This is a genomic window from Pseudomonas deceptionensis (assembly GCF_900106095.1).
GTDB lineage: Bacteria > Pseudomonadota > Gammaproteobacteria > Pseudomonadales > Pseudomonadaceae > Aquipseudomonas > Aquipseudomonas deceptionensis.
This window is the reverse complement of record NZ_FNUD01000002.1, coordinates 2,522,654-2,536,723: the sequence shown is the minus strand read 5'-3', so window position 1 is coordinate 2,536,723 and position 14,070 is coordinate 2,522,654. Positions and strand designations below refer to the sequence as shown.

Sequence of the window (14,070 nt, the reverse complement as noted above, 5' to 3'; positions counted from 1 at the left end):
CATGCCAGGAATACCTCTCGAACATGGTCTCGCGGTAGCGGGCATCCTGTTCTGCCTCGGTCTGGTTGGCCTGATGGTACGTCGCAACATTCTCTTCGTATTGATGAGTCTGGAAATCATGATGAACGCCGCTGCACTGGCCTTCATCGTTGCCGGTGCACGCTGGGCGCAGCCGGATGGACAAGTGATGTTCATCCTGGTGATCACCCTGGCAGCCGCTGAGGCCAGTATTGGCCTGGCGATCCTGCTGCAGCTGTATCGCCGCTTCCATACGCTTGATATCGATGCTGCCAGTGAGATGCGCGGATGAACCTTCTCTTTCTGACTTTCGTATTCCCCCTGATCGGCTTTTTGCTGCTGTCGTTCTCCCGTGGACGCTTCAGCGAAAACCTCTCGGCCGTGATCGGCGTTGGCTCCATTGGCCTGTCGGCCATCGTGGCCGCGTATGTGATCTGGCAATTCAACGTCGCACCGCCGCCAGGTGGTGAGTACACGCAAGTGCTGTGGCAGTGGATGTCGGTGGAAGGCTTCAAGCCCAACTTCGCCCTGCACCTGGACGGCCTGTCGGTCACCATGCTCGGTGTGGTGGTTGGTGTTGGCTTCCTGATCCACGTGTTTGCCTCGTGGTACATGCGCGGTGAAGACGGCTACTCGCGCTTCTTCGCCTATACCAACCTGTTTATCGCCAGCATGCTGTTCCTGATCCTGGCCGATAACCTGTTGTTCGTGTACTTCGGCTGGGAAGGCGTGGGCCTGTGCTCGTACCTGTTGATCGGTTTCTACTACAGCAACCGCAACAACGGCAACGCCGCACTCAAAGCCTTTATCGTGACCCGCGTCGGCGACGTGTTCCTGGCCATCGGCCTGTTCATCCTGTTCCAGCAACTGGGCACGCTGAACATTCAGGAACTGCTGGTTCTGGCACCTCAGAAGTTCCAGGCCGGTGATTTCTGGATCGTGCTGGCAACCCTGATGCTGCTGGGCGGCGCTGTCGGTAAATCTGCGCAACTGCCGCTGCAAACCTGGCTGGCAGACGCGATGGCCGGTCCTACCCCGGTTTCGGCACTGATCCACGCCGCAACCATGGTTACCGCTGGTGTTTACCTGATTGCACGTACCCACGGCCTGTTCACTCTGGCGCCTGACGTGCTGCACCTGGTCGGCATCGTCGGCGGTGTGACCCTGGTGCTGGCCGGTTTCGCGGCACTGGTCCAAACCGACATCAAACGTATCCTTGCCTACTCGACCATGAGCCAGATCGGCTACATGTTCCTGGCATTGGGCGTAGGTGCCTGGGACGGCGCGATCTTCCACCTGATGACACACGCGTTCTTCAAAGCGCTGTTGTTCCTTGCATCGGGTGCGGTAATCGTTGCCTGCCACCACGAGCAGAACATCTTCAAGATGGGCGGCCTGTGGAAAAAACTGCCATTGGCCTACGCCAGCTTTATCGTCGGTGGCGCGGCGCTCTCTGCCTTGCCATTGCTGACGGCCGGTTTCTATTCCAAGGACGAAATTCTTTGGGAAGCCTTCGCCAGCGGTAACAACGAACTGCTGTATGCCGGTCTGGTCGGTGCGTTCATGACCTCGCTGTACACCTTCCGCCTGATCTTCGTCACGTTCCACGGCGAAGCCAAGACTGAAGCCCACGCGGGCCACGGCGTTACCTACTGGCTGCCATTGAGCGTGCTGATCGTACTGTCGACGTTTATCGGCGCAATGATCACCCCGCCACTGGCCGGTGTACTGCCACAAAGCGTTGGCCATGCTGGCGGTGAAGCCAAGCACAGCCTGGAAATCGCCTCGGGTGCCATCGCCCTGGCCGGTATCCTGCTCGCCGCCCTGCTGTACCTGGGCAAGCGTCGCTTTGTAACCGCAGTCGCCAACAGCGGCATCGGTCGCTTCCTGTCGGCCTGGTGGTTCGCTGCCTGGGGCTTCGACTGGCTGTACGACAAACTGTTCGTCAAACCGTACCTGTTGATCTGCCGCTTGCTGGCCAAAGATCCTCTGGACCAGACCCTTGGTCTGATCCCGAAGATGGCCAAGGCCGGGCATAACGCCCTCAGCCGCAGCGAAACCGGTCAACTGCGTTGGTACGCTGCATCCATGGCCGCCGGTGCTGTACTGGTCATGGGCGCCATCGTGTTGGTAGCGGTCTGATATGAACCTTCGACTTTGCGAAAGGAATTGAGCCCGTCATGATTCTGCCTTGGCTAATCCTGATCCCCTTTATCGGCGGCCTCCTGTGCTGGCTGGGTGAGCGTTTCGGCTCCACCCTGCCCCGCTGGATTGCATTGCTGACCATGTCCCTTGAGCTTGCCCTCGGCCTTTGGCTGTGGTCCCAGGGGAACTACTCATTTGCACCGGCGCCTGGCGCCGATCCGACCTGGGCCCTTGAGTTCCAGCACACCTGGATCGCACGCTTCGGTATCAGCGTGCACCTGGCGCTGGACGGCCTGTCGCTGCTGATGATCCTGCTGACCGGCTTGCTCGGTGTGCTGTCGGTTCTGTGTTCCTGGAAAGAAATTCAGCGTCACGTGGGCTTCTTCCACCTGAACCTGATGTGGATCCTGGGCGGTGTGGTTGGCGTGTTCCTGGCCATCGACCTGTTCATGTTCTTCTTCTTCTGGGAAATGATGCTGGTGCCGATGTACTTCCTCATCGCGCTCTGGGGTCACAGCTCATCGGACGGCAAGAAAACCCGTATCTACGCCGCCACCAAGTTCTTCATCTTCACTCAGGCTTCCGGCCTGATCATGCTGGTGGCGATCCTGGGTCTGGTGCTGGTCAACTTCAACAACACTGGCGTGATTACCTTCAGCTACGCCGAGTTGCTGAAAACCAAGATGTCGCTCACCACTGAGTACATCCTGATGCTGGGCTTCTTCATTGCGTTTGCCGTGAAGCTGCCAGTTGTACCGTTCCACTCCTGGTTGCCGGATGCTCACGCACAGGCGCCAACAGCAGGTTCGGTCGATCTGGCCGGTATCCTGTTGAAGACTGCTGCGTATGGTCTGCTGCGTTTCGCCTTGCCGCTGTTCCCGAATGCCTCGGCCGAGTTTGCGCCGATTGCCATGGCCCTGGGCCTGATCGGGATTTTCTACGGTGCTTTCCTGGCCTTCGCACAAACCGATATCAAGCGTCTGATCGCGTTCTCCAGCGTTTCGCACATGGGCTTCGTACTGATCGGTATCTACTCCGGCAGCCAGCTTGCCCTGCAAGGCGCAGTGATCCAGATGCTGGCTCACGGTGTTTCGGCAGCGGCGCTGTTTATCCTCAGCGGCCAACTGTACGAGCGTCTGCATACCCGTGACATGCGTGAGATGGGTGGCTTGTGGTCGAAGATCGCTTACCTGCCGGCCATCAGCCTGTTCTTCGCGGCCGCGTCCCTGGGCTTGCCGGGTACCGGTAACTTTGTCGGTGAGTTCCTGATCCTGATTGGCTCGTTCGCCAGCTTCCCATGGATCACGGCCATTGCAACAACCGGTCTGGTGTTTGGTTCGGTCTACTCGCTGATCATGATTCACCGTGCCTATTTCGGCCCATCCAAGTCGGACGCTGTACTGGCCGGCATGGACGCACGTGAACTGATCATGGTGCTCGGTCTGGCGGTACTGCTGGTGTTCATCGGCGTGTACCCACAACCGTTCCTCGATACCTCGGCTGCCACCATGCATGGCGTGCAGCAATGGCTCGGCACCGCCTTCACTCAACTCGCTTCGGCCCGGTAAGAGCGCTATGGAATTCACGATCCAACACTTTATCGCGCTTGCTCCACTGCTGATTACCAGCCTCACCGTTGTTGTGGTGATGCTGGCAATCGCGTGGCGCCGCAACCACTCACAGACCTTCCTGCTTTCAGTGGCGGGTCTTAACCTGGCCCTGCTGTCGATCTTCCCGGCGTTGAAAGTTGCTCCACTGGCTGTCACCCCGCTGTTGATGATGGACAACTTCGCCTTTCTGTACATCGGGCTGATCCTGGCCGCGACCCTGGCCTGCGTCACCCTGGCTCACGCCTATCTGGGCGAAGGCGGCACGGGCTACCCGGGCAACCGAGAAGAGCTTTACCTGCTGATGCTGCTGGCTGCGACCGGCGGTATCGTGCTGGTCAGCGCACAACACCTGGCCGGTTTGTTTATTGGTCTGGAGCTGCTCTCGGTACCGGTTTACGGCCTGGTGGCGTACGCCTTCTTCAACAAGCGTTCGCTGGAAGCCGGCATCAAGTACATGGTGCTGTCGGCAGCCGGTTCCGCGTTCCTGTTGTTCGGCATGGCCTTGCTGTACGCCGAAGCCGGCAGCCTGAGCTTCAGCGGCATTGGTCTGGCCCTGGCAGCCACTGGCGTACCTGCGCCGCTGGCACAACTGGGCCTGGGCATGATGCTGGTGGGTCTGGCGTTCAAACTGTCGCTGGTACCTTTCCACCTCTGGACTCCGGACGTGTACGAAGGTGCTCCGGCACCGGTTGCTGCGTTCCTGGCTACCGCGTCCAAGGTGGCTGTGTTTGCGGTGATGGTGCGTCTGTTCCAGATCACGCCTTCGGCCACTACCGGGGTGATGAGCGATGTACTGACCGTGATCGCGATTGCCTCGATCCTGTTCGGTAACTTGCTGGCCCTGACCCAGAACAACCTCAAGCGTCTGCTGGGTTACTCGTCCATCGCTCACTTTGGCTACCTGCTGATCGCCCTGGTGGCGAGCAAGGGCATGGCCATGGAAGCGATCGGTGTTTACCTGATCACCTACGTGCTGACCAGCCTGGGTGCATTCGGTGTGATCACCCTGATGTCCTCGCCCTACAAAGGCCGTGACGCCGACGCACTGTACGAGTACCGCGGCCTGTTCTGGCGTCGTCCGTACCTGACGGCCGTGATGACCGTGATGATGCTGTCGCTGGCGGGTATCCCGCTGACCGCCGGCTTTATCGGCAAGTTCTACATCATTGCCACGGGCGTTGAAGCTCACCAATGGTGGCTGGTCGGTTCCCTGATCCTGGGTAGCGCCATCGGCGTGTTCTACTACCTGCGAGTGATGGTGACCCTGTACCTGGTTGAGCCGAAACTGCATCGCCACGATGCTCCGCTGAACTGGGAACAAAAAGCCGGCGGCGTCATGCTACTGGCGGTTTCGGTCATGGTGTTCTTCCTGGGTGTGTACCCGCAGCCAATGCTGGAACTGGTGCAACACGCCGCGCTGAGCTTTGCTGGCTAAGCGTTAAGCGCTGTACCCGAAACCCCGTGAAGGCCCGGCCTTCACGGGGTTTTTTGTTGGATTTGTAGCCGCTGGCTACGGGTCGTCAACACGGACACAGGCTGCATCGACGCGCATTGCTTTTGATGTGTGCGCACCGTCGAAAGGCCCAGGGTGGCCAGCAGAACCAGAAACAGAACTGATGAGAAGCCATCGCAGAGATGACATAGTCGGCAATAACGCAAATGGAGTTGGCCCCCCAATGAAGAAATACTTCCTCTATCCGCTCATGGCGTTGCTCGCAGGATGCAGCACGGGGCCCTATCTGTATCCGGAATCCGCAACGGGTAAAAACGCCGTGCTTCATCGCACCTGCCCTGGTCCGAAAGCAGCAATGAGCTTTGCCCCCCTCTCGGAAGAACTCAATTGGGTGCATGTACTGGTCTATGTAGCGCCGCCGGGCACATCGAGCTGGCCGGGTAACCTGCGCTCAGTTGATACCGAGCTTCGCCTATTTGGCCGACTCTATATACCTCCACGCTTGCGCAACCTGAACACCCCCGATCAACGCCGAGCAGCCTACAAACAAACCGACCCGCCTCTGTGGGTGGGTGCCGCCTCCCCCATGGTGAGCGTAACGCTGGCGACGGGGGAAACCTATCAAGTCAGTATCGATCAATTGAAAACCGGCTTTGACCCTCAGGAACAAACCAGCAGCAGCCGTAAGGGAACGCCACTGGGCAAGGGCGATATGGATGACTTCACCCTCACCTTCCCGGATATCTACGTAAATGATGAAAAAGTGCCCATGGCACCCATCCACTTAAAAAAACGTGAAGAACGCTATGCGCCAGTATTCAACTGCTGAGTAAAAACCTGCCACACCCGAACAGCGGTAATGCTGTTCGACTGGCACCTGCGCATGTCTTACCGAATAACTGCCTGCCAAATGGAGTCATGCCATGGAACGCGAGAAAATTGATGCAGCATTGAAAGAACATGTTGTCCCGGTGCTTCGCAGCATGGGGTTTAAGGGATCTTTTCCTCACTTTCGCCGTAACACGGGACAGCAAATTGACCTGCTAACGTTTCAGTTTGATAAACATGGAGGCGGTTTCGTTGTTGAAGTAGCTGTCAGTCCGACTGAGGGAGTAACCCTGCATTGGGGCGAGCGGATCCCCGCGGCAAAAGTGGTCGCCACGCACCTGCATCCCAATAAACGCATTCGGTTGGGCGCGGCCATGGAAGGAGACCACTGGTTCAGATATGACAATAAAGGCACCCACACTACCCGATTCGAAGATACGGCCCGGGAGGTACTGCCTTACCTGAGCGCTGAAGCGACTGACCATTGGACCAAAGGCCCTCTCTGGGACAACTCAACCTCGTAAGCCCCTTTGACCCGGGATGAGTTTCTCAGACGTGACTTGCGGTGATACACAGGGAAAGCCTTTTGGGTGACTTTTTCGGCGTCTGGAAAAATGATCCGCCATAAGGGCGAAACCGATATCCCCGTTAAACGCGAATGCCAGATATGTACCCAACGTATCGGCTAAACAAGCGATATCAAGCAGGCCCGCCGGCAGTCAAGAGCATCGCGAGCAGGCGCAGCGTCCTGCCGCGCCACCCCCATAACAGCACCTGTGTTCGCCCTTCGATGATGGGCATTCGTGGCATTCATACAGCAAAGGCAAAGGAGCCTTACGCAGAACCCTGTAGCCGCTGACGAGGAACGAAGGCTGCGTCCGGTTGCGAAGCGACCGTAAAACCTGAGTCCGGGATTTACCTGAACGACCGCGGTGTCCGGTTTTACGACTTCTACGCAGTCGAACGCAGCCTTCGTTCCTCGTCAGCGGCTACAGGAAATTGAGCGCGCGCTTACACCAAACAGGCCGGCCGGTCGGTCGCCTCGGCGCGCAATGCTTTTGATCTCCCCGCCCGTTCGGGAGGCCGAGTGGAGGTTCTGCGCAGTGGGCCTCCCGGCATGGATGCCGGGAGGGCCGTGATGGGCCATGGATGGCCCAAACGCGAATGCCGGATATGTACCCAACGCATCAGTTAAACAAGCGATATCAAGCAGGCCCGCCGGCAGTCAAGAGCTTCGCGAGCAGGCTCGCTCCCACAACTGGATTGCAGTCCATGACAGTTGCGAGTGATTCCGGGCTTGTATAGGCTGGCGCGCCGCCCGCCCATCGACCTGGAAGCTCCATTAATGCGCCCTGCTCTTTCTTCACTTTTACCCTTGGCGCTGATCTGCGCCGCCCCCGCCTACGGCAAGACCCTGGAGCTGGGTGAAGTACAGGTGCGCAGCGAAGAAAGCAGCGAGCTGGAAGCCGCCCAGAACGCGCTCAATGAAATCCCCGGCGCCAGCAACCTGATCGACATGACCCGGGTCGAAAACGGCCGCACTGCCAGCAATGCCGATGTGCTGGCCTATCAACCGGGGATCTATGCGCAATCAGCGGGCAATGACGGGGCCAAGGTCTCGGTACGCGGCTCGGGTATCAACCGCGCCCCCAGCGCCCACGGTTCTGGCCTGTATGTGATGTTCGACGGTTTGCCCTTAACGGGCCCCGGCGGCACCCCTTACGAGTTGTTCGAACCCTTGTGGCTAAGCCGCGCCGAAGTGCTGCGCGGCGCCAACGGTTTCGAGACCGGTTCACTGGCCCTGGGCGGGTCGATCAACTACGTCACCCATACCGGCTACGATGCGGCCCCATTGCAGGTGCGTTACGAAGCGGGCAGCTATGGCTATCAGAAACGTCAGATCAGTTCCGGGCAGGTACTGGGCGATCTCGACTACTACGTGTCGTTGACCGACTCCAACACCGATGGCTATCAGGACCACACCCAGGGCAGCAGCAAAGGGATTGCCGCCAACGTCGGTTATCGATTCAGCCCGCAACTGGAAACCCGCTTCTACCTGCGCTATCGCGAAACCGATAACGAACTGGCCGGGCGCGTGACCAAAGACAGCATCAAGCATCATCCCCGCGCAGCCAACCCGGCCTATGTCAGCGGCGACTACACCCGCCCGCAACCCGGCAGTACCTGGCTGGGCAACAAAACCACGATGTATCTGGATGACGATTCGCAACTGGAAGTGGGCCTGGTCTATCACGACTACCCGATGGATCTGCGCGAAGGCCCCAACCGCCTCAAAGTTGCCTACACCGATGTCAGCGGCACGCTGAACTACAAGCGCCGCGACACCCTGTTCGGACTTGAAAGCAAAACCACTGTGGGGCTGCGCACTACCAAGCACCTGCCAAACAGCGGCGCGTCGGAATATGTGCGTATCCCACGGGGCAACACCGCCACTTACGCACCCGGCACCAAGATGCGTGACTTCAGCTATCAGGGTTCGGACACCGTGCTGCACGCCAGCAACGATCTGGAGCTGATCCCTGACCTGTGGCTGACCACTGGCATGGCGCTGATCTATACCCGCCGTGAAAGCGACGTGAGCTACCCCGAGAGCGGCGGCAAGGTCAGCCAGCATGACTGGGACTACGCCCCCCGTATCGGCCTGCGTTATGAGTTCAACCCGAACCTGCAGGTGTACGGCAACCTGAGCCGCTCGGTTGAACCACCGCACCCTTGGTCGATGATCTGGAGTTCACCGTTTGTGTTCCCAGTCGGCAGCGGTGCAGCCACCGGACGCCAAAGCACGCCTATTGCCCTGAATAACCAGACGGCCACAACGCTGGAGCTGGGCACCCGTGGCGAATCATGGATCGGACAATGGGATCTGGCCTGGTATTACTCGGCCATCCGCCATGAGCTGTTGACCGTTGAACTGCAAGCAGCCACGCAAAACCTGGGGCCGATTGTGGGTGAGTCAAACGCCAGCCCGACCGTACATCAAGGGTTCGAAGCCGGGCTAAACAGCTTGCTGTGGCAGGGCGAGGCTGCAGGCAAGGTGTCCCTGCGTCAGGCCTACACCTTCAGCGACTTCCATTACCGTGATGATTCGCGTTTTGGTGACAACAAACTGCCCGGGATCCCGCAGCACTACTATCAAGCCGAGGTCCGATACGACCATCCGCAAGGCTTCTACGCCGGGGTAAACACCCAGGTGGCCTCGCGCATGGCGGTGGATTACGCCAACTCGTATTACGCCTCGTCCTACATGCTGTTTGGTGCAACCCTGGGGTACAACTCCCCCAAGCAGGACTGGCAAACCTGGCTCGACCTGCGCAACCTCACGGGCGAACGCTACGCTGCCACCATTACCCCCGGTTACGACGACAAAGGGCTGGATGCCGCACGCTCAACGCCCGGCGAAGGCATGGGCGCCTACCTCGGGGTGTCATACAGCTTTCGTTAATCCCTTGGCGCGATGTCGGCGGGCAGGCGCATTTTTTTGCGCCGGGTGCCGCTGAAAAGCCCCCAGCTGGACAGGAACATGGCGGCGATCAGCGGGCCGATCACGAAGCCGTTCAGGCCGAAAATCGCCATGCCGCCCAGGGTCGAGATCAAAATCAGGAAGTCCGGCATTTTCGTGTCCTTGCCCACCATGAGCGGGCGCAGCACGTTGTCCACCATGCCGATCACAAACACCCCGTACAACGCCAGCACCACCCCCTCCCAGACCATGCCCGTGATCAGGAAGTAAACCGCCACCGGCGCCCAGACGATACCGGCACCCACCGCCGGCAACAGCGACAGGAACATCATCAACACCGCCCAGAACAGCGCACTATGGATGCCCAGCAGCCAGAAGATCAGCCCGCCCAGAGCGCCCTGAGTGACCGCCACCGCCAGGTTGCCCTTGACCGAAGCCCTGACCACACGCCGCAGTGTGATTTGCAGCAGACGCTTGTGCTGCTCGGCCATCGGTACGGCATTGCGGATCATGCGCACCATCGCCTGGCCGTCCCGGATAAAGAAGTACAGCAGGTAGAGCATGATGCAAAAGCTCACCACCAGCTCAAAGGTGCTCTGCCCGAAGCTGAACACCTGGGTGGCGAAGAACTGGCTGCCCTCCAGTGCACCTTTGGCAATTTTGTCGCTCAGCCCGTCGATACTGCTCAAACCGAAGCGGTCGAGCCATTCCTTCAAATGAGACGGCAGGATATTTTCGAACTGCATGACGTAACTGGCGACGTTGATCTTGCCGCTCTGCACATCGCTGTAGAGCATCGCCACCTCTTGCACCAGCAAGGCGGTGGTCAGGATCACCGGCAAAATCGCAATCAGCGTACACACCCCCAGGGTGGTGAACGTAGCCAGATTGCGCCGCCCCTTGAATCTGAACACCAGCTTGCGCTGCAAAGGTGCAAACAGTATTCCCAGCGCCACGGCCCAAAAAATCGCGCCATAAAACGGCAGCAAAATCCAGACGAAGGCAATCGTGACCGCGGCCAGCAACAAGAGCAGGGTTTTACGTTGAAGACTGGTTTCGTTCATGTGCCATCCATGTCAGTAAGGCGCGAGTGCTTCTGGTGGTCGCAGTGTAGCCGCTGGCATTGACAACTCTCCATACACGCTGTAAATAATCTGCCCTTGTTGTACGACAACAGATAACAAAAATAATAATATTCAAGGAGCTCTACGGATGATCACACCTACCTGCGCCCCCTCCCTTCTTGCACGTTCCAAACATGCTCAAAGCACTCGATCCCTGGTTCTGCTCGGGCTCGGCAGCATGGGGCTGGCCTTGCCGTTAACGGCCATGGCCGAAGGCTTTGTGGATGACACCAAAGCGACGCTGACCTTGCGCAACGCCTATATCAACCGCAACTACACCAACCCCGACTACCCGCAAAGCAAAGCCGAAGAATGGACACAAAACTTCATTCTCGACGTCAAGTCCGGGTTTACCCAAGGTACCGTCGGTTTCGGGGTGGACGTGCTGGGCCTCTACTCGCAGAAGCTCGACGGCGGCAAAGGTACGGCCGGCACACAGCTGCTGCCGACCCATAGCGATGGCGAACCGGCCGATAACTTTGGCCGCCTGGGGGTCGCCGCCAAGGCCAAACTCTCCAACACCGAACTGAAGATCGGCGAGTGGATGCCGGTACTGCCGATCTTGCGCTCGGACGATGGTCGCTCCCTGCCGCAGACCTTCCGTGGTGGCCAGATCACCTCCAAAGAAATCGCTGGCCTGAACCTCTACGGCGGTCAGTTCCGCGCCAACAGCCCGCGTAACGATGCGAGCATGGAAGACATGTCGCTCAACGGCAAAGGCGCCTTCACCTCCGACCGTTTCAACTTTGCCGGCGGTGACTACAGCTTCAATGAAAAACGCACGCAAGTCGGGGTGTGGTACGCCCAGCTGGAAGACATCTACCAGCAGCAATTCCTTAACGTGCTGCACAGCCAGCCGATTGGCGATGTGACTCTGGGCGCGAACCTGGGTTACTTCTGGGGCAAGGAAGACGGCAACAAACTGGCCGGCGATCTGGACAACAAAACCGCCTACGCCCTGCTTTCGGCCAAATACAAAGGCAACACCCTGTATGTCGGCCTGCAGAAAATCAGCGGCGACGATGGCTGGTTCCGCGTCAACGGCACCAGCGGCGGCACACTGGCCAACGACAGCTACAACTCCAGCTACGACAACGCCAAGGAGCGCTCCTGGCAACTGCGCCACGACCTGGATTTTGCAGTGCTTGGGGTACCGGGCCTGACGATGATGAACCGCTATATCAGCGGCGATAACATCCACACCGCCAGCACCACTGACGGCAAGGAGTGGGGCCGCGAATCGGAACTGGCCTACACCGTACAAAGCGGCACATTCAAGGACCTGAACATGCGCTGGCGCAACGCGAGCATCCGTCGCGATTACAGCGCCCACGAGTTCGACGAAAACCGCATCTTTATCAGCTATCCACTGTCGTTGTTGTAAGCGCCCGCCCCAACAACTTGTGGGAGCTAGCCTGCTGGCGATGGCATCACTGCGACTTGCCAGACAAACCGCGGCGCCAGCATCGCGAGCAGGCTCGCTCCCACAACAGCAAGACTATTGTTCACCCCAACAGATTTGCGGCGGTTACAAGTACGGATTCGGCATTGACAACCACCACAATGGCTGTGAATAATCCGAGCCAAGTCATACGACAACAGATGACAATAACAAGAAAGACAGGGATCTTTGATGACAACCACACACACTGTCCAAACCCCCTTCAATCGCCTTCTTCTCACCGGCGCGGCTGGCGGTCTGGGGAAGGTACTGCGCGAAAGCCTCAAGCCCTACGCCAAGGTTTTGCGACTCTCTGATATTGCCCAAATGGCCCCTGCTGCCGGCAACCATGAAGAAGTGCTCCTCTGCGATCTGTCTGATAAACACGCGGTTCACCAGATGGTCGAGGGTGTAGACGCCATCCTGCACTTTGGCGGTGTTTCGGTAGAACGCCCGTTCGAAGAAATTCTCGGCCCCAACATCAGCGGGATTTTCCATATTTACGAAGCAGCACGCCGTCATGGCGTCAAGCGCGTGATCTTCGCCAGCTCCAACCATGTCATCGGGTTCTACACGCAGGACCAGACCCTGGATGCCCGCTCCCCACGGCGCCCGGACGGCTATTACGGGTTGTCCAAGTCCTACGGCGAAGACATTGCCACCTTCTACTTCGATCGCTATGGCATCGAGACCGTCAGCATCCGCATCGGCTCCTCATTTCCCGAACCGCAAAACCGCCGGATGATGAGCACCTGGCTGAGCTTTGACGACCTTACGCAGCTGATCGAACGTTCGCTGTACACGCCCGATGTCGGCCACACCGTGGTCTATGGCGCCTCAAACAATCTGAATGTGTGGTGGGACAACCGTTTTGCCGCGCACCTGGGCTTTGAGCCCAAGGACAGCTCAGAAGTATTCCGAAGCAAAGTCGAGGCCCAGCCAATGCCAGCGGCCAACGACCCGAGCATGATTTACCAGGGCGGTGCCTTCGTTGCTGCCGGCCCGTTTGGCGACGAGTAAATACGCGCTCCCAACAAGAACAAGATCAACAGAGGTCAAGGCGTCATGACTGCTGAACTGATTCTCGATGCACGTAACGCCACGGGCGAAAGCCCGGTCTGGAGCACCGCCGAGCAGGCACTTTACTGGGTGGATATCCCGGCTAAACGCTTGCACCGCTGGAGCCCCGCCGATGGCAAAAACCAAAGCTGGCAGGCTTCGCAAATGCTCGCGTGCATTGCTCAGGCAGGGAATGGCAGCTGGATCGCCGGCATGGAGAACGGCCTGTTCGCTATCACGCCCCACGCGGATGGCAGCCTCGACAGCCGCCTGCTGGCCAGCGTGACCCACGCCCTGCCAGGGATGCGCTTTAACGACGGCCGCTGCGACCGCCAAGGGCGTTTCTGGGCGGGCACCATGCTGATGAACATGGCCGCAGGGGCACCGGTGGGCGCGATGTATCGCTATGACGCGGGCCAGGAAGGACCGCTCAAGGCGCAACTTGAGGGGCTGACTGTGCCCAACGGCCTGGCGTTCAGCCCGGACGGCAAAACCATGTACCTCTCGGACTCACACCCCGATGTGCAAAAAATCTGGGCTTTCGACTACGACACCGACACAGGCACCCCCCATGACCGCCGCCTGTTCGTGGACATGGCCGGGCATGCGGGACGCCCCGATGGCGCCGCCGTCGATGCCGATGGCTGCTACTGGATTTGCGGCAATGATGCCGGCCAGATCCATCGCTTCACGCCCGAAGGCAAGCTGGACCGATCACTGACCGTACCGGTAAAAAAACCCGCGATGTGCGCCTTCGGTGGCGCAGATCTGGACACCCTGTTTGTCACCTCGATTCGTCCTGCGGGTGATCTCGGCGACCAGCCGCTGGCCGGGGGCGTGTTCGCCCTCAGGCCCGGGGTCAAGGGACTGGCTGAACCCGCGTTCAACAACTGACTGCCTTGCCGACACTG

Annotated in this window: 11 protein-coding genes; 10 read left to right on the top strand and 1 reads right to left on the bottom strand. The window is 59.0% G+C overall.

All coding sequences use genetic code 11. The features are described 5' to 3' along the window. The first annotated feature begins 1 nt into the window (after position 1). The 7 genes from nuoK (at position 2) to BLW11_RS11625 (ending at position 9,517) form a co-directional block, all read left to right on the top strand. Positions 2-310: an NADH-quinone oxidoreductase subunit NuoK gene (gene nuoK, locus BLW11_RS11655; RefSeq protein ID WP_019412103.1), complete on the top strand. Its 309-nt coding sequence runs from the start codon at positions 2-4 to the stop codon at positions 308-310. Next, a complete protein-coding gene (gene nuoL, locus BLW11_RS11650; protein WP_048358582.1) occupies positions 307-2,160 on the top strand; it encodes an NADH-quinone oxidoreductase subunit L in 1,854 nt (617 codons plus the stop codon). Before nuoK ends, nuoL begins: the two co-directional genes overlap by 4 nt. 38 nt (positions 2,161-2,198) lie before the next feature. Next, complete coding sequence (gene nuoM, locus BLW11_RS11645; RefSeq protein ID WP_048358583.1) at positions 2,199-3,731, top strand: NADH-quinone oxidoreductase subunit M; 1,533 nt, start codon at positions 2,199-2,201, stop codon at positions 3,729-3,731. A gap of 7 nt (positions 3,732-3,738) precedes the next feature. Next, a complete protein-coding gene (nuoN, locus tag BLW11_RS11640) occupies positions 3,739-5,208 on the top strand; it encodes an NADH-quinone oxidoreductase subunit NuoN (RefSeq protein ID WP_046809322.1) in 1,470 nt (489 codons plus the stop codon). A 241-nt stretch (positions 5,209-5,449) separates the two neighbouring features. Continuing rightward, positions 5,450-6,055, top strand: a complete 606-nt coding sequence (locus BLW11_RS11635) for a hypothetical protein (RefSeq protein WP_048358584.1) — start codon at positions 5,450-5,452, stop codon at positions 6,053-6,055. Between the two features lie 94 nt (positions 6,056-6,149). Further along, positions 6,150-6,578 carry a DUF4304 domain-containing protein gene (locus tag BLW11_RS11630; protein WP_053069523.1) on the top strand — a complete coding sequence of 143 codons (429 nt, stop codon included), beginning with the start codon at positions 6,150-6,152 and terminating at the stop codon, positions 6,576-6,578. Positions 6,579-7,399: 821 nt separating this feature from the next. Then, positions 7,400-9,517 carry a TonB-dependent receptor family protein gene (locus BLW11_RS11625; protein WP_048358585.1) on the top strand — a complete coding sequence of 706 codons (2,118 nt, stop codon included), beginning with the start codon at positions 7,400-7,402 and terminating at the stop codon, positions 9,515-9,517. Here the strand turns inward: BLW11_RS11625 and BLW11_RS11620 are convergent. Further along, positions 9,514-10,599, bottom strand: coding sequence for an AI-2E family transporter (locus tag BLW11_RS11620; RefSeq protein WP_048358586.1), 1,086 nt, complete (start codon positions 10,597-10,599; stop codon positions 9,514-9,516). The genes BLW11_RS11625 and BLW11_RS11620 overlap by 4 nt on opposite strands. Positions 10,600-10,837: 238 nt before the next feature. On the opposite strand from BLW11_RS11620, the gene BLW11_RS11615 reads away from it, so the two are divergent. From BLW11_RS11615 to BLW11_RS11605, 3 genes are all read left to right on the top strand, one after another. Continuing rightward, positions 10,838-12,043, top strand: a complete 1,206-nt coding sequence (locus tag BLW11_RS11615) for an OprD family porin (RefSeq protein ID WP_420912203.1) — start codon at positions 10,838-10,840, stop codon at positions 12,041-12,043. A 249-nt stretch (positions 12,044-12,292) separates the two neighbouring features. Beyond that, complete coding sequence (locus BLW11_RS11610) at positions 12,293-13,120, top strand: NAD-dependent epimerase/dehydratase family protein (protein ID WP_048358588.1); 828 nt, start codon at positions 12,293-12,295, stop codon at positions 13,118-13,120. Between the two features lie 45 nt (positions 13,121-13,165). Beyond that, positions 13,166-14,053 (top strand): glucurono-1,5-lactonase, encoded by an 888-nt coding sequence (locus tag BLW11_RS11605; RefSeq protein ID WP_048358589.1) that lies wholly within the window; start codon positions 13,166-13,168, stop codon positions 14,051-14,053. Positions 14,054-14,070: the final 17 nt, after the last annotated feature.

Excerpts from the sequence above, each read along its gene's own strand:
- BLW11_RS11620 (WP_048358586.1), bottom strand. The coding sequence starts at position 10,599 with ATGAACGAAACCAGTCTTCAACGTAAAACCCTGCTCTTGTTGCTGGCC.
- nuoN (WP_046809322.1), top strand. The coding sequence starts at position 3,739 with ATGGAATTCACGATCCAACACTTTATCGCGCTTGCTCCACTGCTGATT.
- BLW11_RS11605 (WP_048358589.1), top strand. The coding sequence starts at position 13,166 with ATGACTGCTGAACTGATTCTCGATGCACGTAACGCCACGGGCGAAAGC.
- nuoK (WP_019412103.1), top strand. The coding sequence starts at position 2 with ATGCCAGGAATACCTCTCGAACATGGTCTCGCGGTAGCGGGCATCCTG.
- BLW11_RS11610 (WP_048358588.1), top strand. The coding sequence starts at position 12,293 with ATGACAACCACACACACTGTCCAAACCCCCTTCAATCGCCTTCTTCTC.
- BLW11_RS11625 (WP_048358585.1), top strand. The coding sequence starts at position 7,400 with ATGCGCCCTGCTCTTTCTTCACTTTTACCCTTGGCGCTGATCTGCGCC.
- BLW11_RS11615 (WP_420912203.1), top strand. The coding sequence starts at position 10,838 with ATGGGGCTGGCCTTGCCGTTAACGGCCATGGCCGAAGGCTTTGTGGAT.
- BLW11_RS11635 (WP_048358584.1), top strand. The coding sequence starts at position 5,450 with ATGAAGAAATACTTCCTCTATCCGCTCATGGCGTTGCTCGCAGGATGC.
- nuoM (WP_048358583.1), top strand. The coding sequence starts at position 2,199 with ATGATTCTGCCTTGGCTAATCCTGATCCCCTTTATCGGCGGCCTCCTG.
- BLW11_RS11630 (WP_053069523.1), top strand. The coding sequence starts at position 6,150 with ATGGAACGCGAGAAAATTGATGCAGCATTGAAAGAACATGTTGTCCCG.
- nuoL (WP_048358582.1), top strand. The coding sequence starts at position 307 with ATGAACCTTCTCTTTCTGACTTTCGTATTCCCCCTGATCGGCTTTTTG.